The 19330-nt window shown below is 60.3% G+C and carries 13 protein-coding genes; 12 read left to right on the plus strand and 1 reads right to left on the minus strand.

The window, feature by feature from the left end:
* Window positions 1-64: 64 nt before the first annotated feature.
* The 4 genes from lhgO to NH398_RS03710 all read left to right on the plus strand — a co-directional run bounded on the left by lhgO (window position 65) and on the right by NH398_RS03710 (window position 5001).
* Entirely contained in the window at window positions 65-1258 is a 1194-nt protein-coding gene (gene lhgO, locus NH398_RS03695) for an L-2-hydroxyglutarate oxidase (RefSeq protein ID WP_253016621.1), read from the plus strand.
* 155 nt (window positions 1259-1413) lie between these two features.
* On the plus strand, window positions 1414-2373 hold the full coding sequence (locus NH398_RS03700) for a TAXI family TRAP transporter solute-binding subunit (protein WP_159341231.1): 960 nt from the start codon (window positions 1414-1416) through the stop codon (window positions 2371-2373).
* A gap of 18 nt (window positions 2374-2391) precedes the next feature.
* On the plus strand, window positions 2392-2886 hold the full coding sequence (locus NH398_RS03705; RefSeq protein WP_253016623.1) for a DUF1850 domain-containing protein: 495 nt from the start codon (window positions 2392-2394) through the stop codon (window positions 2884-2886).
* A 102-nt stretch (window positions 2887-2988) separates the two neighbouring features.
* Window positions 2989-5001, plus strand: coding sequence for a TRAP transporter permease (locus NH398_RS03710; protein ID WP_253016625.1), 2013 nt, complete (start codon window positions 2989-2991; stop codon window positions 4999-5001).
* Window positions 5002-5102: 101 nt separating this feature from the next.
* Here NH398_RS03710 and NH398_RS03715 read toward each other — a convergent pair whose 3' ends face one another.
* A complete protein-coding gene (locus NH398_RS03715) occupies window positions 5103-7631 on the minus strand; it encodes a penicillin-binding protein 1A (RefSeq protein ID WP_159341234.1) in 2529 nt (842 codons plus the stop codon).
* 193 nt (window positions 7632-7824) lie between these two features.
* On the opposite strand from NH398_RS03715, the gene pilM reads away from it, so the two are divergent.
* The 8 genes from pilM (at window position 7825) to gltB (ending at window position 19299) form a co-directional block, all read left to right on the plus strand.
* Window positions 7825-8886, plus strand: coding sequence for a type IV pilus assembly protein PilM (gene pilM, locus NH398_RS03720; RefSeq protein WP_159341235.1), 1062 nt, complete (start codon window positions 7825-7827; stop codon window positions 8884-8886).
* Complete coding sequence (locus NH398_RS03725; RefSeq protein WP_159341236.1) at window positions 8883-9452, plus strand: PilN domain-containing protein; 570 nt, start codon at window positions 8883-8885, stop codon at window positions 9450-9452. Before pilM ends, NH398_RS03725 begins: the two co-directional genes overlap by 4 nt.
* Window positions 9449-10099, plus strand: a complete 651-nt coding sequence (locus NH398_RS03730) for a type 4a pilus biogenesis protein PilO (protein ID WP_253016627.1) — start codon at window positions 9449-9451, stop codon at window positions 10097-10099. The genes NH398_RS03725 and NH398_RS03730 overlap by 4 nt, the downstream gene beginning before the upstream one ends.
* Window positions 10096-10614, plus strand: coding sequence for a pilus assembly protein PilP (locus NH398_RS03735; protein WP_159341238.1), 519 nt, complete (start codon window positions 10096-10098; stop codon window positions 10612-10614). Before NH398_RS03730 ends, NH398_RS03735 begins: the two co-directional genes overlap by 4 nt.
* Window positions 10615-10671: 57 nt before the next feature.
* Window positions 10672-12735 (plus strand): type IV pilus secretin family protein, encoded by a 2064-nt coding sequence (gene pilQ, locus NH398_RS03740; protein WP_253016629.1) that lies wholly within the window; start codon window positions 10672-10674, stop codon window positions 12733-12735.
* Entirely contained in the window at window positions 12735-13301 is a 567-nt protein-coding gene (aroK, locus tag NH398_RS03745; RefSeq protein ID WP_159341240.1) for a shikimate kinase AroK, read from the plus strand. The genes pilQ and aroK overlap by 1 nt, the downstream gene beginning before the upstream one ends.
* Window positions 13298-14416: a 3-dehydroquinate synthase gene (gene aroB, locus NH398_RS03750; RefSeq protein ID WP_253016631.1), complete on the plus strand. Its 1119-nt coding sequence runs from the start codon at window positions 13298-13300 to the stop codon at window positions 14414-14416. The genes aroK and aroB overlap by 4 nt, the downstream gene beginning before the upstream one ends.
* 440 nt (window positions 14417-14856) lie before the next feature.
* Window positions 14857-19299 carry a glutamate synthase large subunit gene (gene gltB, locus NH398_RS03755; RefSeq protein ID WP_253016633.1) on the plus strand — a complete coding sequence of 1481 codons (4443 nt, stop codon included), beginning with the start codon at window positions 14857-14859 and terminating at the stop codon, window positions 19297-19299.
* Window positions 19300-19330 lie beyond the last annotated feature (31 nt).

Consider the following 19330-nt stretch of genomic DNA (forward strand, 5'->3'; position numbering starts at 1 on the left):
GATCAACGTGAATTAACGGCTATTATCAATAAATTTTGAAAATTTGGCACAGGTAACGACATTCATGTGGGATTTCATCATTGTCGGTGGCGGTATTTTAGGCTTCTCCACCGCCATGCAGCTGCAACAGGCCTACCCGGATAAGCGCCTGCTGGTGGTCGAGAAAGAGTCGGGGGCGGCCCAACACCAAACCGGCCACAATAGCGGGGTAATTCATGCGGGGGTGTACTACACGCCGGGCAGCCTGAAAGCGAAGTTTTGCCTGGAGGGCAACCGCGCCACGCGTGAGTTTTGCGACCAGCACGATGTGCGCTACGACATCTGCGGCAAACTGCTGGTAGCCACCAATGACCTTGAAAAGCAGCGCATGAAAGCATTGTGGGAGCGCACCGCCGCCAACGGGCTGGAGCGTGAGTGGCTGGAAGCCGATGCGCTCAAAGAGCGCGAGCCCAATATCACCGGCGTGGCGGGCATTTTCGTGCCCTCCAGCGGCATCGTGAACTACGCCGAGGTCACCCGTGCCATGGCGGCGGAATTCGAACGCTTGGGTGGTGAGATCCGCTTTGATCACTGCGTGACTGGCCTTGAAGAGCGCACCGATGAGGTGGTGGTGACCACCCAACAAGACACCTTCACGGGGCGCTATCTCGTCACCTGTTCTGGCCTGATGGCGGATCGGGTGATTCGCATGCTGGGCAAAGACCCTGGCTTTACGATTTGCCCGTTTCGTGGGGAGTATTATCTGCTACCCGAGCACCACAACCAGATCGTGAATCACCTGATTTACCCGATTCCTGACCCCGCCATGCCGTTCTTGGGCGTTCACTTGACGCGGATGATCGATGGCACGGTGACCGTAGGCCCCAACGCCGTGCTAGCGCTGAAGCGCGAGGGTTACCGTAAGCAGGATATGTCGCTAAGCGATATGGGACAGATGTTCACCCATCCCGGTATTTTGAAAGTGTTAGGTAAACATCTGAAACCTGGGCTGTTTGAGATGAAAAACTCGCTTTATAAGCGTGGATATCTAGAGCTGGTGCGTAAGTATTGCCCTAGCTTAACGCTTGACGACCTAACGCCTTACCCAGCTGGGGTGCGCGCTCAGGCGGTCTCCAACGACGGCAAGCTGGTGGATGATTTTCTGTTTGTGAATACAAAACGTACGGTGAACGTGGGCAACGCCCCGTCGCCGGCGGCGACCTCGGCACTGCCGATTGGTGCTCATATCGTGGAGCAGGTCAACACCCTGGTAAACTAAGCTGAGCGTGTGGCCTGTATTAGCATCCCACGCACTAGCCGTGCTAACTTCTTGGCACCGCCCCGGGCAGCCGTAACGGCGAGTCGGGGCTGGGGCTTCACACCTCCTTTACGTCAACCATACCTATAAGTCCAAGCAGGACGGAGGAAACGCTCATGCGAACTCTAAAATATACCGTAGCCGCATCCATGCTAGCCGTGGCGCTGCCCGCTAGCGCACAGCAACTCTCGATTGCCACCGGTGGTACCGGCGGCGTGTACTACCCCATCGGCGGCGGCTTTGCCGAAATGATCAACAACCACATCGACGGTGCCCAGGCCACGGCCGAAGTGACCGGTGCCTCCGTCGAAAACATGGGCCTGATCATGCGTGGCGATGCCGACATGGCGTTGGCGCTGGCCGATACGGTCTACCAAGCCTACACCGGTACCGGCGATTTCGAAGGCCGCCAGATCGAGAACACCCGTGCGCTGGCGTCGGTATACCCGAATGCCGTGCAGCTCGTCACCTTGGCAGAGTCTGACATCGAAAGCATCGCGGATCTGGCTGGAAAGCGCGTGTCGGTCGGCGCACCGGGTAGCGGTACCGAGCTGAACGCCCGTGCCCTGCTGGAAGCCAATGGTGTGAGCTACGAAGACTTTACCCCCCAGCGTTTGAACTTCAACGAAACCGCCGATGCGATCCGTGATGGCGACATCGACGCCGGTTTCTGGAGCGTTGGACCGCCCACCAGTTCTATCCTCAACCTTGCCGCGACACGCGATATACGCCTCATTGGCCTGTCGGATGAAGAGATCGCCAACGCACAAGAAGCCGAAGCCGTCTTCGCCCCTTACGAGCTGGCCGCCGGTATGTACGACGGCATGGACGAAGCGGTGCAGACCATCGGTATTCCCAACGTGCTGGTCGTCAACTCTGATATGGATGAAGAGTTGGCCTACCAACTGACCCAGCTGCTGTTTGAAAACACCGATGAGCTGATTGCCGTTCACCCGGCGGCTAACGACACCACCATCGAGTTCACCATGAACTCAACACCGGTGCCGCTGCACCCGGGTGCGATTCGCTACTTCGAAGAAGTCGGCGCTGAGATCCCGGACCGTCTGCGCCCTTAATCCATTAGGAGCTGTGCCATGCAGTGGCAACGACGACTGATGGCGCTCTTACTGGTGAGTGGTTTGTTCGCCGAAGCGGGGGGCTCCCTCGCTTCGGCGACTGCGTCTAAGCGCTTGACGGTGGTGACCGAGCAGGGCGACACGCTAGTGGATACAGCAGCGCCAGAGGGCAGCCGCTGGTGCATCCAGTGGCAGCACTCTGTCGAACACTTCACGGTGTTGGACTGCTACCGCAACGCGGCCGGTACGCTGCTGCTCGAGCGCAGCCATCAACCGGATTTTGCCGCAGGGCTTGGACATATCTTTGGGCGTGGTGAGCAGGTATCCGACGGTGAGGGCGGTTACTGGATCAACGCAATCAACGAACCAGTGGCGAACAACCGCTACGTGCTACGGGTAGGCTCCGAGGCCGTCAACCACCGTGTCATATGGCCAGATGGCGAGCATCCCACCGTGAGCTTGAGCGAGCGGGCCGCCGGTCAGCGCGTCACGATTGCTTTGTCATCGCCCTAAATCCTGCGTCGCTTGCCAGCTATGTGCGCTTATCGATGTCACGTTTCATAAAAATTAAGTGGGTGTTAACCCCCTAAGTTAGCTAACGCTTCCGAGGACTTCATGAACGAATCCACGCCACCGCCGACTGTGATGCCGGGCGGCAATGCGATTCAACCCCGCTTCGTTTTATGGTGTATCACCATCGTGGCGGTGGGACTCTCGCTCTTCCAACTCTACTCGGCGGGTATTCAGCCGCTGGGCCTGTTCTATCAGCGCAGTATTCACCTGGCGCTGATCATGCTGCTGGCATTTTTGATGTTTCCGGCCTTCGGGCCTAACCGAAAGCGCGGCATTCTGGGCTGGGGCATCGACCTCGTCTTCTTTGCCGGGGCGCTGATCACCGGCGGCTACCTGGTACTCAACCTCGATGCCATCTTCAGTCGCGCCGGGTTCTGGAACCAGACCGATATCTTGGTCGCGTGTATCGCCACGGTCACCGTGCTGGAAGCCAGCCGCCGCGCGGTGGGCTTTGGTATGACGGTGATTGGCCTGTTGGCCATTATCTACGCCTTTGCTGGCCCCCGGGGGGAGCTGCCTTGGCTGGGCGAGTGGATGCCCGGCATCATGGAACATCGTGGGTATAGCCTCGACCGTGTAGCGGGCCAGCTTTACCTTGGCCAAGAGGGCATTTTCGGCCTGCCGCTGGGAGTGGCGGCCACCTATATCTTTATTTTCGTGCTCTTCGGCGCCTTTCTGGAAAGCACCGGTGCCGGTAAATTCTTTATCGATATGGCCTATGCCGCCACCGGGCGTCAGCGCGGCGGCCCGGCGAAAGCCGCCGTGCTGGCCTCGGCGGGCATGGGCTCCATTTCGGGGAGCGCCATTGCCAACGTGGTGACCACCGGCGCGTTTACCATTCCGCTGATGAAGAAGCTGGGTTACCAGCCCAAACAGGCGGGGGGTATCGAAGCGGCGGCCTCTACCGGTGGGCAAATCATGCCGCCGCTGATGGGTGCTGGCGCGTTTTTAATCGCGGAATATACCAACACGCCGTACCTGGAAATTGTCAAAATCAGTATCCTCCCGGCGATCATGTACTTCGCAACGGTCTATCTCTTCGTGCATATCATCGCCTTGAAGCAGGGCATGCAGGGCATGGCCAAGAGCGAGCTGCCGCAAATGCGTCAGGTTATGAAGGATGGCTGGCACTTCCTGCTTCCGCTGGGGGTTCTGGTGTGGCTGTTGGCCATGAGCATGTCACCCATGCGGGTGGGCTACTACGCAGTCGTCACCATGGTGGCGGTGGCCGTTTTGCGCTACGCGCTGTGGTACTTCTTCGTGGCACCCAAACAGGGCGAGCCGGTCACGGTCGAACGCACTAAAGCGGTCGTATGGGCAGGCCTGGTGAAGCTGGTACAGGGGTTGGAGCTGGGCGCGCGCAATGCCGTCGCGGTCTCCATGGCTTGCGCGGTGGCGGGTATCATCGTCGGCGTGGTCGGTTTGACCGGGCTGGGGCTGAAGTTCTCCTCCATGATGCTGGCGTTCTCCGGCGGTAATCTGGTACTCGCGCTGCTGCTGGTGCTGATTGCGAGTTTGATTCTAGGCATGGGCCTGCCGGTGACCGCGAGCTATATCGTGCTGATCGTTCTCGTCGGGCCGGCGCTTACCTCGGAGTTCGGCGTGCCGCTGTTGATCGCGCACCTGGTGGTGTTCTGGTACTCCCAGGACTCCAACGTCACGCCGCCCATTGCGCTCGCGGGGTTTGCCGGGGCGGCCATTGCGGGCAGTAAACCCATGGAGACGGGCTTCCAGGCGTGGAAGTTTGCCAAAGGGCTCTATTTGATTCCGCTGTTCATGGTCTTCAATCCGGAAATCATCATCGGCGGGCCGGTGCTCGTGGTGGTCTGGAACGCGGTCATCGCGCTGCTGGCGCTCTGTGCGTTTGCGGCTTCGCTAGAGGGGTATTTGTTCACCCGCATGTCTTGGCTGCCGCGCCTGGCCATTGGCGGTGCGATCGTCGGTGTGTTCTACCCGAGTCTCTGGACCGAAATGGCAGGGGTCGCCGTGATGATCGTCGCCATCGCTGCCAACTGGCAGGCGAGCAAGCGGGAGACACCACCGGTTGCCGGTTGAGTGTGCCGAGTAGACAAGCAGCACCAAAAAAGCTCGGGAACGTCAGTTCCCGGGCTTTTCGTGTCAACGGCTCACCCGTGGGCTAACCGATGGTCGGTGCCTTAGAAGATCGACTCTGCCGTGCCTGACCCCTGCGAGCCGCTGGCCTCTTCCAGCTCCTGGCTGATACGGCGAGGCTGGAAGTCGGGCAGATGATCCTGATGGAACAGCTCCGAGATGCCGCCAGACTGGTCATCGTGCAGGCGACGGCCGGTATTCGGGTCCACCCGCGCGGTGACGATGGTATCGGGACGCTCTGGCAGCGCAGAGGGCGTCCCTTCCAGCGCATCGCCCATGAAGTCGATCCAGATCGGCAGTGCAGCATTCGCACCGTACTCGGCAATGGTGTCGTTGCTGTCTTTACCGACCCACACCGTCGTTACGAGGTTGCTGTTGAAACCGGCAAACCAGGCATCCCGCTGGCTGTTGGTCGTCCCGGTTTTACCGACGATGTCGTCCCGGTTCAGGCTTAGCGCTGCCCGGCCCGTGCCCGATGTGATGACGTCGCGCAGCATGTCACGCAGGATGTACACCGCTGCGGGGTCAGCGACGCGGGGCGCGATAGGGTAGCTCTTCCCATCGATCTCGACGGTTTCCTGGTCCTCGGCACAGTTCACGCAGGCCACCTGCGGCGTGGCTTCGTCGATGACTTCGTTATCGTCATCACGAGTGACGCGCTCGATAAACCAAGGCGCGACCTGGAAGCCTCCGTTGGCGATCACCGCGTAGGCGTTGGTCATCTCCATGGGCGTGAGGCTGGCGCTCCCCAGGGCCAGTGACAGGCCGCGGGGGAGGCGCTCAGGCGCAAAGCCAAAGCCTTCGAGGTACTGAATGGTGTGGTCGAGCCCCATGGTTTGCAGAACGCGAATGGTGACGAGGTTACGCGAACGCGCAAGCGCCGGGCGCAGGCGCATCGGTCCTTGGAAGTCGCGGCTGGAGTTCACCGGACGCCACAGCGAATCGCTGCCGTCGTCCAGCACCACCGGCGCGTCATTGACCACACTGGCAGCGTTCATTTCGCCATCCTGTAGCGCGGCGAGGTAGATGAACGGCTTGAAGATCGAGCCAGACTGGCGCTGGGCCTGAACGGCACGGTTGAATTTACTGGCGTTGAAATCGAACCCGCCCTGCAGTGCCAGAATCGCGCCGGTGCGCGGGTCTTGCGCCACCAGCGAACCTTCGGCATCCGGGCGCTGAGAGAGACGCAGCGTGCCGTCGTCGGTTTCGATGACACGGATCATATCGCCACGTTCGGCAATCTGCGCTGCGCTGCTGGGCTCGGCCCCGCGGCTACGCGGGCTCAAATAGGGGCGCGCCCAGTTCAGGCCGCTCCACGGAATGGTTTGCAGCTCACCGCCACGGGTCAGTACCTGCATCTCGCGGCCACTGCTCTCTACTACGATGGCGGGTTGCAGTAGGCCGTAGTTAGGCGTGCGCTCCAGTACCTGTAGCCAGTTGCTCACATCGCCATCCACACCTTCGACTTCAGTTTGGCTGCGTTGGGCAGCCTGACGTGCGGTTTGGCGAATTTCCGGCGACTCGGACAGCTCCTCTTCCAGGCCCTGGGTATTGGTCTGTTCTTGGGCTTCTACCAAGCTGGGCGCGATGTCTTCCTGCTCGGCACCGCGCCAACCGTGGCGCAGGTCGTACTCGATCAGACCATTGGCCAGCGCTTGGCGGGCAAAGGGCTGCAGTTCGCTGTCGATGGTGGTGTAAATACGGTAGCCGCCGGTATAGGCGGTGTCGCCAAAGCGCTCGATGGCGTACTGGCGAGCCATCTCTGCCACGTAGGCGGCATCCACTTCGGTTTGCGTGTAGTGACGGCGCGCGGTGACCGGCGCCTGCACGGCATTCTGGTAGGTATCGTTATCGATATAGCCAAGCTCGCGCATACGGAACAGGATCCAGTTGCGACGGATCAGTGAGCGCTCGGAGTTGGCCAGCGGGTTGAACGCGGAGGGTGCTTTGGGCAGCCCGGCAATCATTGCCGTCTCTGCCAGACTCAGCTCGGCCAGCGGCTTGTCGTAATAGGTCTCGGCGGCGGCAGCAATCCCGTAGGCGCGGTTGCCTAGGAAGATTTTGTTGACGTAAAGCTCGAAGATCTCCTCTTTATCGAGGATTTGTTCCATTTGCAGGGCCAGCAGAATCTCGCGAATCTTACGCGTGAAAGTCTGATCCAGGGTCAGCATGTAGTTACGCGCGACCTGCATGGTGATGGTAGAACCGCCCGATTGAATGGTGCCGCCGCTCTGTACCAGCTCGACCGCCGCCCGCGCTAGGCCGCGCGGGTCGACACCGGCGTGGTCGAAGTAGCTGGCATCTTCGGCGGCGATCAGCGCGTTGATCATGTCTTGGGGAATGTCGTCGAAGTCGATCGCCATGCGGCGCTCTTCACCGAATTCGCCGATCAGCTTGCCGTCGTTGGTAAAGATTCGCAGCGGCGTGTGCAGTTCGAAATCCTGCAGCTGGCGCACGTCGGGCAGGCCCGGCGAGAAATAGATAGCGGCACCGATCACCGCCAGTATAACCGCACCCGAGAGCGCAACGACCAGCGAAAATAGTGACAGCACAAGAGTTCGTAAAAACGTCATGAACAGTGGGCACCCGTGAAAAGAAGAGTAGGTATGGTGGTGTAACCGCCATAGCGCGCAATTGGCTGCCATTATAGGAAGGGGAGGCAGCGGCCACCAGTGTTGATATGACGTAGAGGCATTGGCGTGTGCCTTAACTAAAAATCATGTAACCTCGAAACTCGCACGACAGGCAGGCGGAGCCGAACTCAACATGCGCTTACTAAAACCCAGTAAAGGGTTGATTGGTGTCGATATTACGTCGGCTACCGTCAAGCTACTCGAACTCAAACGGTGTAACGACAACTATCAGGTCGAGAGCTATGCCGTGCGTCCGCTGCGCGAGGGCGCGGTGGTCGAACGCCGCATTCGTGATATGAACGATGTTGCCAACGTGCTGAGTCGTGCCGTCGAGCATGCCAAACCGTCTACGCGTAAGGCGGCCGTGGCCGTTCCGGCCAGCGCCGCCATTACCAAGACGCTCCAGTTTCCCGTATCGCTGAGCGAAGACGAAATCGAGGAGCGGATCATCGCCGAGTCTGACCGGCATATTCCGTTTCCGTTCAGCGAGGTAGCGTTCGACTTTCACTGCCTTGGGCCCGCGCCCTTCGATGACGAGCAGCAGCAAGTCATTCTGGTCGCCTGCCGCCAGCAGGACGTGTCGCAGCTCACTGAAACCTTGGAGCGGGCAGGGCTAGAGCCCGCGGCGGTAGACGTGGAAACCTTCGCCATGGAGCGTTCGCTGGCCGAGCTGCGCCGCCAGCTCAACGTAGACAGCGACCCCAACGCCTGCGTCGGGCTGGTGGATATCGGCGCGAACATGAACGCCTTTCACGTGGTGCGTGGTGGCCATATCGTCTACAGCCGCGATACCGTGTTTGGCGGCCGCCAGCTCACCGACGCTATTCGCGATCACTACTCCTTGAGCAACGAAGAGGCCGGCTTTGCGAAAAAGCGCGGTGGCCTGCCAGAGGATTACCACGACAAAGTGCTCAATCCGTTTCTGGAGACCGTCGTGCAGCAGGTGGGACGCTCGCTGCAGCTTTACTATACCGCTGGCCGCCAACACGAAGTGCAACACATCGTGCTAGCGGGCGGCTCCAGCGTCATTCCCGGCTTGGCCGAACGCATTGCCGAAGATAGCGGCATGTCGGTGACCATTGCCAATCCGTTCCAGCGGATGCGGGTCAACAAGCGCCTCAACATGGAAGGTCTGACCAACGATGCCCCTGCCATGCTCACCGCTGGGGGTTTAGCGATGAGGGTCGGGCTATGAGCATCACGATTAACCTGCTTCCCTGGCGGGAAGCGCGCCGGGAAAAGCGGACCCGCCGTTTTTACGGAGTCGTGGTACTGATGCTGGTGGCGGGCATTGCCCTGGGCCTGGGGGTCGCCCAGCTCTACCAGCAAAAGCTAGCCGCCCAGCAGCAGCGTAATGCCTATATCACCCAGCACATCGAGCGCCTGAACAACGAAATTGCCGACGTACAGCGCTACCAGCAAACCGCTGAGCGCTTGGGTGAACAGTTAACGCTGTTTCAAACCCTGCAAGCCGAGCGGATCAGCACCGTGCAGCTTTTCAATGCTATCGCCGCGAGTGCGGTGGATGGCGTGGTGTATCAGCGCCTGACGCGCACCGGCGAGCAGGTGAGCGTATCGGCCATGGCTGGCAGCGAGCGTCAGGTCTCCGATCAGCTTCGTCAGCTCGCCAGCGTGCCAGAGCTTGGCGTGCCGCTCCTGTCGGAAGTCACCAGCGGGCAGGATGGCAACAGTCGCATGTTCCAGTTCGAAGTGGTGCAATCCTCGCTGGAAGAGCTCGGTGATGAGGAGGAGTCGCCATGAAGTGGGGGCGCGAGCGGTGGCAGGATGAGTGGCAGCGGCTGAAAACCCTGGATTGGCAGGCGCTGGATGTCAAAGAGGCGGGTGAATGGCCTGTGCTGCTCAAAGCACTGTGTGGTGCACTGGCGTTTGGCGTCGCCCTTGGCGGGCTGAGTTGGTGGTTGGTGAGCGAAAAGCGCGTCGAGCTGGAAGCAGCGCAGCGCCAAGAGGCGCGGCTTTTGAACGAATACCGCAGCAAAGTTTCCGAAGCGGCGTTTTTGCCCGAAGTGCGCGACCAGCTCACCGCTCTCGAAGAGCAGATGGCCACCATGCGTTCCATGCTGCCCACCAGTGCCGAAATTCCCTCGTTGCTGGACAGTATTAGCGATGCGGCGTTGGATAATGACCTCAGTATCGAGACGATTCGCCTGCGTCCCACCGTGAGCAACACGCACTATGTGGAACACCCGCTGGATATTCAGGTGCGTGGCGGCTATCACGAGCTGGCGCAATTCGTGGCCGATATTAGCCAGCTAGCACGTATCGTGACCCAGCACGATGTCGCGCTCTCGCCTGCCGAGCAGAGCGGGGAGTCGCTGCGAATGTCGTTGGTGGCTCGCACCTATAGCTATATAGAAGAAGCAGGCGAAGGGGAGGTGCCAGCCCCATGAAACGTTTATTCAGCATTGGCATGGTGGCGCTGCTGGCAGGCTGTGGCGATGCCAACCTCAGCCAGCTAGAGTCGGTCATGGAGGAGATTCGTCGTGCCCCGACGGGGCAGCCGCCGGTCATCATTCCGACGATTCCCGAATACCAGCCGGTGGATTACCGCTATAGTGACACCCGCAGCCCCTTTCTGGCACCTGAGAGCGTGCGGGCGACCGACGTGGTTGCGGTCTTCGACAGCGCCTTGGCCCCCGACCAGCAGCGAAAGGCCGAGCCGCTCGAGCAGTTTCCGCTCCAAAGCCTGCGTTTAGTGGGCACGCTGCGCATGGGGGGGCAGCAGGTGGCGCTGATCAGCGCGCCGGACGGCAGCGTGACCAGCGTGCGTGAAGGCAATTATCTCGGCACCGACTACGGGCAGGTCACCGACATTCGCCCGCAGGAAGTGCACATCACCGAACGTATTTTAAATCAGCAGGTGGGTTGGCAGGAGCGTCAGGCAACGCTCAGCTTGGATGAGTAGCCAGTGCGCTCACGCCACCAGGCAACCCACTTCATGACTTGTTACCGGATGACACCTATGGCCGCTACACTTCGTCGAATGACGCTATCACTGTTAGCTCTGATGCCAACGTTTGCTTTTGGGTCCGTGCTAACCGATTTGGATGTGCGCCAAACCGGCAGCGGTGAGGTCGAGCTGCTGCTGCAATTCAGCGGCGGTGTCGCCGAACTGCGCGGCTACCGATTGGACGCGCCGCCCCGCTTGGCGCTGGATCTGGCCGATACGCAGAGCGATCTGCCCCAGCGCCGGATCAGCGTGGAGAACGCAGGCGTCGAGCAGATTACAGCGCTGGAGGGAAATGGCCGAACGCGTCTGGTGGTCGATTTACGCCAGCCGCTCGACTACACCTCCCGCGTGGAAGGCGACCAGCTGCGCATTACGCTGGCTGCGGCTGACAGTGCGCCGCCGTCTGCGCCAGCGGCCATGAACGCCGCGTCGTCCGAGCCGGTCAGTGGCGGCCTGGAAACCGCCGAAGGGCCGCAAGTCACTGACATCGATTTTCGCCGGGGAGCGGATGGCGCGGGCCGTTTGTTGGTCACGTTCGACCGCGAAGGCGTGGTGACTCAGGTGCGCGAAGGCAGTGGCGGAGTGGTCGTGGCCGAACTGCGCGATGTGGACATTCCCGATGCGCTCAACCAAATCTACGATGTGACCGATTTCGCGACGCCGATTACGCGTATCACGCCCCGCTCTGGGCAGCGCGATACGCTGCTGGAGCTGCAAACCAACGGTCCCTACGCGATGATCTCATCGCAAAGCGGTCGTACGCTCACCGTCGAAGTGCAGCCAGTGAGCCAAGCCAGTCAGCAAGAGCGCGAGCAGCAGGGCGAGAGCTTTACCGGCGATCGCCTGAGCCTCAATTTCCAAGATATCGAAGTGCGTGCGGTGCTGGCCACCCTGGCCGAATTTACCGGCCTGAACCTGGTGGCGAGCGACAGCGTGACGGGCCGGGTGACGCTCAATCTGAACGACGTGCCCTGGGACCAGGCGCTGGCGCTGATTCTGCAAAGTCAGGGACTCTCAAGCCGTGAGCAGGGCAATGTCATTGTCGTGGCACCGGCGGGGGAGCTGGCGGAGATCGAGCGTCAAGAGATCGAAGCGCGCAACCAGCAGCAGACGTTAGCGCCGCTGGTGACCGAGTTCATCGAGGTGAAATACGCCCGGGCCGAAGACTTGGCCCAACTGCTGCGTGGGGCGGAAGGCTTTGGTTTGCTGACCGAGCGTGGCCGGGTGAGTGTCGATCAGCGTACCAACACGCTGTTGATCCAAGATACCGCCGATCAGGTGCGCGACATCATGCGTACCCTCGACCGTCTTGATGTGGCGGTACGCCAAGTACAGATAGAGGCGCGCATCGTGATTGCCCGGGATACGGCGTCTCGCGAGCTGGGCGTGAACTGGGGCGTTTCCAGCACCCGCGGCTTTGTAGAAGGAGACGACGGCACGTTCTCACGTCGCGATATCAACCCTGACGGCATCAACCGCGCTCAGGGGGGGCTGGCGGTGGATTTGGGCTCCACGGCGGCAGCCAACACCGGCTTTAGCTTTGGCTACCTTTCTGGGGATATTCTGCTCGACCTGGAGCTGCGCGCGTTGGAAAGCGAAGGCAAGAGCCAGACGATCTCCCAGCCCCGCGTGATTACCGCCAACCAGCGCACCGCCACCATTCGCCAGGGCGAAGAGCGGGCGTTCCAGAGTGTCGATGCCCAGGGCAATCCGGATACCGAATTTAAAGAGGCGGAGCTGTCGCTGGAGGTGACCCCACAAATCACCCCAGACAATCGCATCATCATGGATTTGGTGATCAAGAACGATAGTTTCCGTGAGAGCGAGTTTGGCGGCGAGCCGCCCATCGATACCAACCAAATCGAAACCCAGGTGCTGGTGGATAATGGCCAGACGGTGGTGTTAGGCGGTATTTTGACCACAGAGCAGCTTAGCCAAATGGCCAAGACGCCGCTTCTCGGTGACCTTCCGGTGCTAGGACGCCTGTTCCGCTATACCGAAGAGAGCAATGAAAAGGTAGAGTTACTGGTCTTTATTACTCCACGACTACTTGATGATGGTTTGGCGGTTCGCTGATGCAGGATTTACCCAATCTTTTTTTAATAGGCCCCATGGGGGCTGGTAAGAGCACGATAGGCCGCCTGTTGGCGGGAGAGCTATCGCGCCCGTTTTACGATAGCGACCACGCCATACAGGACCGCTGCGGTGCCGATATTCCCTGGATCTTTGACGTAGAGGGCGAGCCCGGCTTTCGCCAGCGTGAAATCCAGATGATCGACGAGCTTACCCAATTAGCGGACGTGGTCGTTGCCACCGGCGGTGGCGCGGTGCTGCGGGAAGAGAACCGCCGTGCCCTGCGTGAGCGCGGCACGGTCATCTACTTGATGACCACCGTCGAACAGCAGCTAAAACGGACCGCCAAGGATCGCAACCGCCCGCTGTTGCAGTGTGCCAACCGCGAGCAGGTGCTCAACGACATGTTTGCCACCCGCGACCCGCTCTACCGCGCGACGTCTGACATTACCGTGCGCACGGATCGCCGAAGCCCGCGGGCGGTGGTCAACGAAATTTTACGCCGCGTACACCGCATGATCGATCCGTTGGACGCTGCCAGCGCCCCGCAGAAAAAGGTATCCCCATGACCGAACAAGCCCATCACCACACGTTGACCGTTGAACTGGGTGAGCGCAGTTATCCCATTCACATTGGCGTGGGGCTGCTCCAACGCTCGGATAGCTTCGTGCCTTATCTGGCAGGTCATCAGGTAATGATCGTCACCAACGAGACGGTGGCCCCGCACTATTTGAAGGCGCTACAGGACGTGTTGCCCGAGCAGCTCGACGTGCGTACCGTGGTGTTGCCTGACGGTGAGCAGTACAAAACCATCGAGCAGGTGGGGCGCATTTGGGATGCGCTGCTCGAAGCAGGCTTCAATCGGCGCTGTACGCTGATTGCGCTAGGCGGCGGTGTGATGGGCGATATGGTGGGCTATGCAGCGGCGTCCTATCAGCGCGGCGTGGCGTTCATCCAAGTGCCCACCACGCTGCTGTCGCAAGTGGACTCCTCGGTGGGCGGCAAAACCGGCGTGAACCATCCGCTGGGTAAGAACATGATTGGCGCGTTTTGGCAGCCCAAGGCCGTGGTAGTCGATATCGCTACCCTCACCACCTTGCCCGCTCGGGAACTCTCAGCGGGGCTTGCCGAGGTAGTGAAGTACGGTTTTATTCGCGATGCGGCCTTCCTCGCTTGGCTTGAGCAAAACATGGCGGCGCTACGCCGTGTCGAACCCGAGGTGGTGGCTGAAGCCATCGCCAAGAGTTGCCAGATCAAAGCCGATATCGTGGCGGAAGACGAAACCGAGCAGGGCGTGCGTGCGCTCTTGAACCTTGGACACACCTTCGGCCACGCCATCGAGGCGCATCAAGGCTACGGCAACTGGCTGCACGGCGAAGCCGTGGGAGCGGGCATGGTGATGGCCGCCACGCTCTCTCATCAGCTTGGCTGGATTAGCGCGGATGCACTTGAGCGCACGAAAAGGGTGATTGAAAGCGCGGGTCTTCCGCTGGTCGCGCCCGCGGGCATGTCGACGGATGACTTCTTGACGCGTATGCGGTTGGATAAAAAGAACGTCGATGCGCGTCTGCGTCTGGTGCTGCTGAAGGACTTGGGCGATGCCTGCGTCAGCGACGCCACTCCAGCCGACACCTTACGGCAGCTACTGGATGGCTACCCTCGCGGCCAGGGGATAGTTGGCTAGCCTCACCGCTCGGAACCCGCCTCTGATCAGGCGGGTTTTTTTCTGCCCGTGAAGAGCCGATACAAGCATTGCGTAATGATATCCGTATGCCTTATGCGCTATCGGCATGGGGTTTTTGGTGATAATTAGACTAAAGTCTAATGAGCTCTTTCGGTCGTTAAAATATCGTTTCTTTGCATTGCAAGCCGTTGAAGTATAACTGTTTTTTTATTGAACGATAATGCAACTACGGGTTTTGGCGAGGGTTTTTAGCGATTGGCGCGCGCCGGGCGATTGCGCTACGCGGTGGCAAATCGCTATGCTGAGCGACCATTTTCTTGCAGCAGCGAATGCGGAAAACACCCTATTTCGGGCGGGTAACAAGAGCCATAAAAAAAGAAAAACCCGTAATAATACCATAAAAACGCTGCTTACAAAATACGCTGACTAGAGGCACGCCCATGAATAGAGGTCTTCACCAGCCAGGCGAGTTTCGCGATAACTGCGGCTTTGGCCTTATTGCCCACATGGAAGGGCAGGCCAGCCACGACTTGCTGAAAACGGCTATTGAATCACTGACTTGCATGACCCACCGTGGCGGTATCGCGGCAGATGGTAAAACTGGCGACGGTTGCGGCCTGCTGCTGAAGATGCCCGCACAGTTCATGCGTGCTGCCGCCAAAGAAGCGCTCGACGTCGAGCTGGGCGAGCGCTTTGCGGTGGGCTCGGTGTTTTTGCCCAACGACGATGCGCGTGCCTCTAAAGCGAAAGAGACGCTGGTTGCTGAACTCAGCGCGCGTGGTTTGGACGTGCTGGGCTGGCGCGTGGTGCCCACGGACTCCAGCGTCTGTGGCCCCATGGCGCTGGACTGCCTGCCGCGCATTGAACAACTGTTTGTCGCCCCCGGCAGCAGCGAAAATTTCGATGTTGATCTTTTCATGGGGCGCCGCTACGCCGAGCAGGCGCTGCGCAGCGATGAAGATTTCTACGTGGCGTCGCTCTCTACCGAGGTGGTCTCCTATAAAGGCTTGGTGATGCCGGAAGATCTACCGGCGTTCTACAAAGACCTGAACGATCCGCGTCTGGAAACCGCCATCTGCGTGTTCCACCAGCGCTTCTCGACTAACACCGCACCGCGCTGGCCGTTGGCGCAGCCGTTCCGCCTGCTGGCGCACAACGGTGAAATTAACACCATCGAAGCCAACCGTGGTTGGGCGAACTCGCGTAAGGCGAACTTCGTTAACGAGCGGCTGCCGGATATCGCCAAGCTGGACGAAATCGTCAACACCACCGGCTCCGACTCCTCCAGTATGGATAACATGCTGGAAGTGCTGCTGACCGGCGGCATGGAGCTGCACCGCGCCGTGCGCATGATGGTGCCGCCCGCCTGGCAAAACGTCGAGACCATGGACGCCGAGCTGCGCGCGTTCTACGAGTACAACTCCATGCACATGGAGCCGTGGGACGGCCCCGCAGGCGTGGTGATGACCGACGGCCGCCAAGCAGTCTGTATGCTGGACCGTAACGGCCTGCGCCCCGCGCGCTGGGTGATTACCAAGAATGGCTACATCACCCTGGCCTCCGAAATCGGTACCTACGGCTACAAGCCGGAAGACGTGGTGGCAAAAGGCCGCGTGGGCCCCGGCCAGATGCTGGCAGTGGATACCCAAACAGGCGAAGTGCTGCATACTCAGGATATCGATGATCGCCTGAAGTCCGCTTACCCCTACAAACGCTGGCTGAAGCAGGAAGCGAACTACCTGGAGTCGGCGCTGACCGAACTGGCGCGCTTCCAAACGATGGACACTGAGGCACTGAACGTGCAGCAGAAGATGTTCCAGGTGACGTTCGAAGAGCGCGACCAGGTGCTGCGCCCGCTGGCGGAAAGTGGCCAGGAAGCGGTGGGCTCCATGGGGGACGATACGCCCATGGCGGTACTGTCGAGCCGTCCGCGTCTGCTCACTGACTTCTTCCGTCAGAAGTTTGCCCAGGTCACCAACCCGCCGATCGATCCGCTGCGCGAAGCGATCGTGATGTCGTTGGAAACCTGCTGTGGTGCGGAGCTGAACGTCTTCAAGGCCACGCCGGAACACGCTCACCGCTTGATTTTGACCACGCCGGTGCTCTCGCCGCGTAAATTCACTGCCCTGGTAAGCCAGGATGATCCAGCTTTTGCCAGCCACATGCTGACGCTGGGCTATGACCCTGAGCAGACCAGCTTGCAGCAGGCGATCACCGCGCTATGCCAAGAAGCCGAAGCGCAGGTGAAAGCGGGTAAAGTGATTCTGGTGCTGAGCGATGCGGAGCTGCCCAAAGGCCAGTTGCCCATTCAGGCAGCCTTGGCGGTGGGTGCCGTTCACTCCCACCTTGGCCGCTTGGCGCTACGCCCCAACGCCAACATTGTGGTCGAGACCGGTTACGCTCGCGATGCGCACCAGATGGCGGTGCTGTTCGGTGTGGGCGCAACGGCGGTCTACCCGTGGCTGGCGTATCAGGTCATGGCGGATATGCACCGCACGGGCGAGCTGACCGGCAACCCGGCAGATGCTCGCGAGAACTACCGTAAGGGCCTGCAGAAAGGACTGTTCAAGATTCTTTCGAAGATGGGCATTTCGACGCTGGCTTCCTACCGTGGCTCCATGCTGTTTGAAGCCGTCGGCCTGGCGGATGAAGTCATGGATACCTGCTTCGTGGGCATGGCCTCTCGTATTCAGGGCACCGGCTTTGCCGAGCTTCAGCTTCAGCAAGAGCTGCTGGCCAAGGATGCGTGGATTCCCCGCAAAGGCATCTCCCAAGGCGGCATGCTCAAGTACGTGCATGGCCACGAGTACCACGCCTACAACCCGGACGTAGTGAAATCGCTGCAAGCCGCCGTGCAAGAAGGCAGCTACGCCAAGTGGAAAAAGTTTGCCCAGCTGGTGAACGAGCGCCCGGTGGCCACCATTCGTGACCTGCTGACGCTCAAGCCTTCCGAGTCGCCGGTGCCGCTGGAAGAAGTCGAACCCATTGAAGCGCTGATTCCGCGCTTTGATAGCGCCGGTATGTCGCTGGGTGCGCTCTCTCCCGAGGCGCACGAAGCGCTGGCCCAGGCCATGAACGAGGCGGGAGGTCGCTCCAACTCCGGTGAAGGCGGCGAAGACCCGGCGCGTTATGGCACCATTCGCAGCTCGAAAATCAAACAGATCGCTTCTGGGCGCTTTGGCGTGACTCCGGCTTACTTGGTCAATGCCGAAGTGCTGCAGATCAAAGTGGCCCAGGGTGCGAAGCCCGGTGAGGGCGGCCAGCTACCGGGTGGTAAGGTCAATCAACTGATTGCCCGCTTGCGCTACTCGGTGCCCGGCGTCACGCTGATTTCGCCGCCGCCGCACCACGATATTTACTCCATCGAAGACTTGGCGCAGCTGATCTTTGACCTCAAGCAGGTCAACCCAGACGCGCAGGTCTCGGTAAAACTAGTCTCCGAGCCAGGGATCGGCACTATTGCCACCGGCGTCGCCAAAGCCTATGCGGATTTAATCACCGTGTCTGGCTACGACGGCGGCACCGCAGCCAGCCCGCTCACCTCCATCAAGCACGCCGGTTCCCCTTGGGAGCTGGGGCTGCCCGAGGTGCATCAGGCGCTGCGCATTAACGGCCTGCGGGACAAAATTCGTCTGCAAACCGATGGTGGTCTGAAGACCGGCCTCGACGTCGTCAAAGCGGCGATTCTGGGTGCTGAAAGCTTCGGTTTCGGCACCGCGCCGATGGTCGCGCTGGGCTGTAAATACCTGCGTATTTGCCACCTGAACAACTGTGCCACCGGTGTGGCGACCCAGGATGACTTCCTGCGTGGCGAGCACTTCCGCGGCACCGTGGATATGGTGAAAAACTACTTCCGCTTTATTGCCGAAGAAGTGCGCGAATTGATGGCCATGCTGGGCGTGCGTAAGCTCACCGACCTGATTGGCCGCACGGACCTGCTGGAAGTGCTGGAAGGCAATACGGCATCACAGCGTAAGCTGGACTTAATGCCGCTGCTGGCGAACGACTTCGTGCCTGCAGATGCGCCGCAGTTCTGTGAAGTGAGCCGAAACGTGCCCCACGACCCGGGTGCCAAAAACCAGGAAGTCTTGGCGGCGCTGAAAGAGGCCATCGAGTCTCAGTCTGGCGGCACGTTCGATTTCACCATCACTAACTGCGACCGCAGCGTAGGGGCGCTCACCTCCGGTGCCATTGCCAAGCGTTACGGTGAAGAGGGCCTTGAGGCCGCTCCGGTCACCGCGCGCTTTACCGGCGTGGCAGGCCAAAGCTTCGGCGTGTGGAACGCCCGCGGCCTGAACCTTTACCTGGAAGGCGATGCCAACGACTACGTCGGTAAAGGCATGAACGGCGGCAGCATTGTGATCGTGCCGCCGAAAGTCAGCCAGTTCGAGAGCCACAAAACGGCCATCATCGGCAATACCTGCCTCTATGGGGCAACGGGTGGCACGCTGTTTGCGGCCGGTACCGCCGGCGAGCGCTTTGCGGTGCGTAACTCCGGCGCGACGGCCGTGATCGAAGGCGCGGGCGACCACTGCTGTGAGTACATGACCGGTGGTTTGGTCTGCGTGCTGGGTGAAACCGGCGTTAACTTCGGGGCGGGCATGACCGGTGGCTTTGCCTATGTGCTCGATGAAGACCGGACCTTCGTGGACAAGTACAACCACGAGCTGGTCGAAATTCACCGGGTCAACACCGAAGCGATGGAAGCCTACCGTCGACACCTGCGGGAAATGATCGAGGCCTACGTGGCCGCGACGGGTTCCGCACGCGGTGCGGCGATTCTGGAAGACTTTAGCGACTACGCGCGCCACTTCTGGCTGGTGAAGCCGAAAGCGGCCAGCCTGGGTAGTCTGCTGGATCAGTCTCGGCGTCAGCCGCAATAACCGTCAGCGCCTACGCTTCGAGGAGAGAGAT

Source organism: Halomonas sp. CnH100-B (assembly GCF_024124605.1).
GTDB lineage: Bacteria > Pseudomonadota > Gammaproteobacteria > Pseudomonadales > Halomonadaceae > Vreelandella.

What these genes read in the sequence shown, in the direction of transcription:
- lhgO (WP_253016621.1), top strand. Translation starts at nt 65, where the DNA reads ATGTGGGATTTCATCATTGTCGGTGGCGGTATTTTAGGCTTCTCCACC.
- NH398_RS03700 (WP_159341231.1), top strand. Translation starts at nt 1,414, where the DNA reads ATGCGAACTCTAAAATATACCGTAGCCGCATCCATGCTAGCCGTGGCG.
- NH398_RS03705 (WP_253016623.1), top strand. Translation starts at nt 2,392, where the DNA reads ATGCAGTGGCAACGACGACTGATGGCGCTCTTACTGGTGAGTGGTTTG.
- NH398_RS03710 (WP_253016625.1), top strand. Translation starts at nt 2,989, where the DNA reads ATGAACGAATCCACGCCACCGCCGACTGTGATGCCGGGCGGCAATGCG.
- NH398_RS03715 (WP_159341234.1), bottom strand. Translation starts at nt 7,631, where the DNA reads ATGACGTTTTTACGAACTCTTGTGCTGTCACTATTTTCGCTGGTCGTT.
- pilM (WP_159341235.1), top strand. Translation starts at nt 7,825, where the DNA reads ATGCGCTTACTAAAACCCAGTAAAGGGTTGATTGGTGTCGATATTACG.
- NH398_RS03725 (WP_159341236.1), top strand. Translation starts at nt 8,883, where the DNA reads ATGAGCATCACGATTAACCTGCTTCCCTGGCGGGAAGCGCGCCGGGAA.
- NH398_RS03730 (WP_253016627.1), top strand. Translation starts at nt 9,449, where the DNA reads ATGAAGTGGGGGCGCGAGCGGTGGCAGGATGAGTGGCAGCGGCTGAAA.
- NH398_RS03735 (WP_159341238.1), top strand. Translation starts at nt 10,096, where the DNA reads ATGAAACGTTTATTCAGCATTGGCATGGTGGCGCTGCTGGCAGGCTGT.
- pilQ (WP_253016629.1), top strand. Translation starts at nt 10,672, where the DNA reads ATGGCCGCTACACTTCGTCGAATGACGCTATCACTGTTAGCTCTGATG.
- aroK (WP_159341240.1), top strand. Translation starts at nt 12,735, where the DNA reads ATGCAGGATTTACCCAATCTTTTTTTAATAGGCCCCATGGGGGCTGGT.
- aroB (WP_253016631.1), top strand. Translation starts at nt 13,298, where the DNA reads ATGACCGAACAAGCCCATCACCACACGTTGACCGTTGAACTGGGTGAG.
- gltB (WP_253016633.1), top strand. Translation starts at nt 14,857, where the DNA reads ATGAATAGAGGTCTTCACCAGCCAGGCGAGTTTCGCGATAACTGCGGC.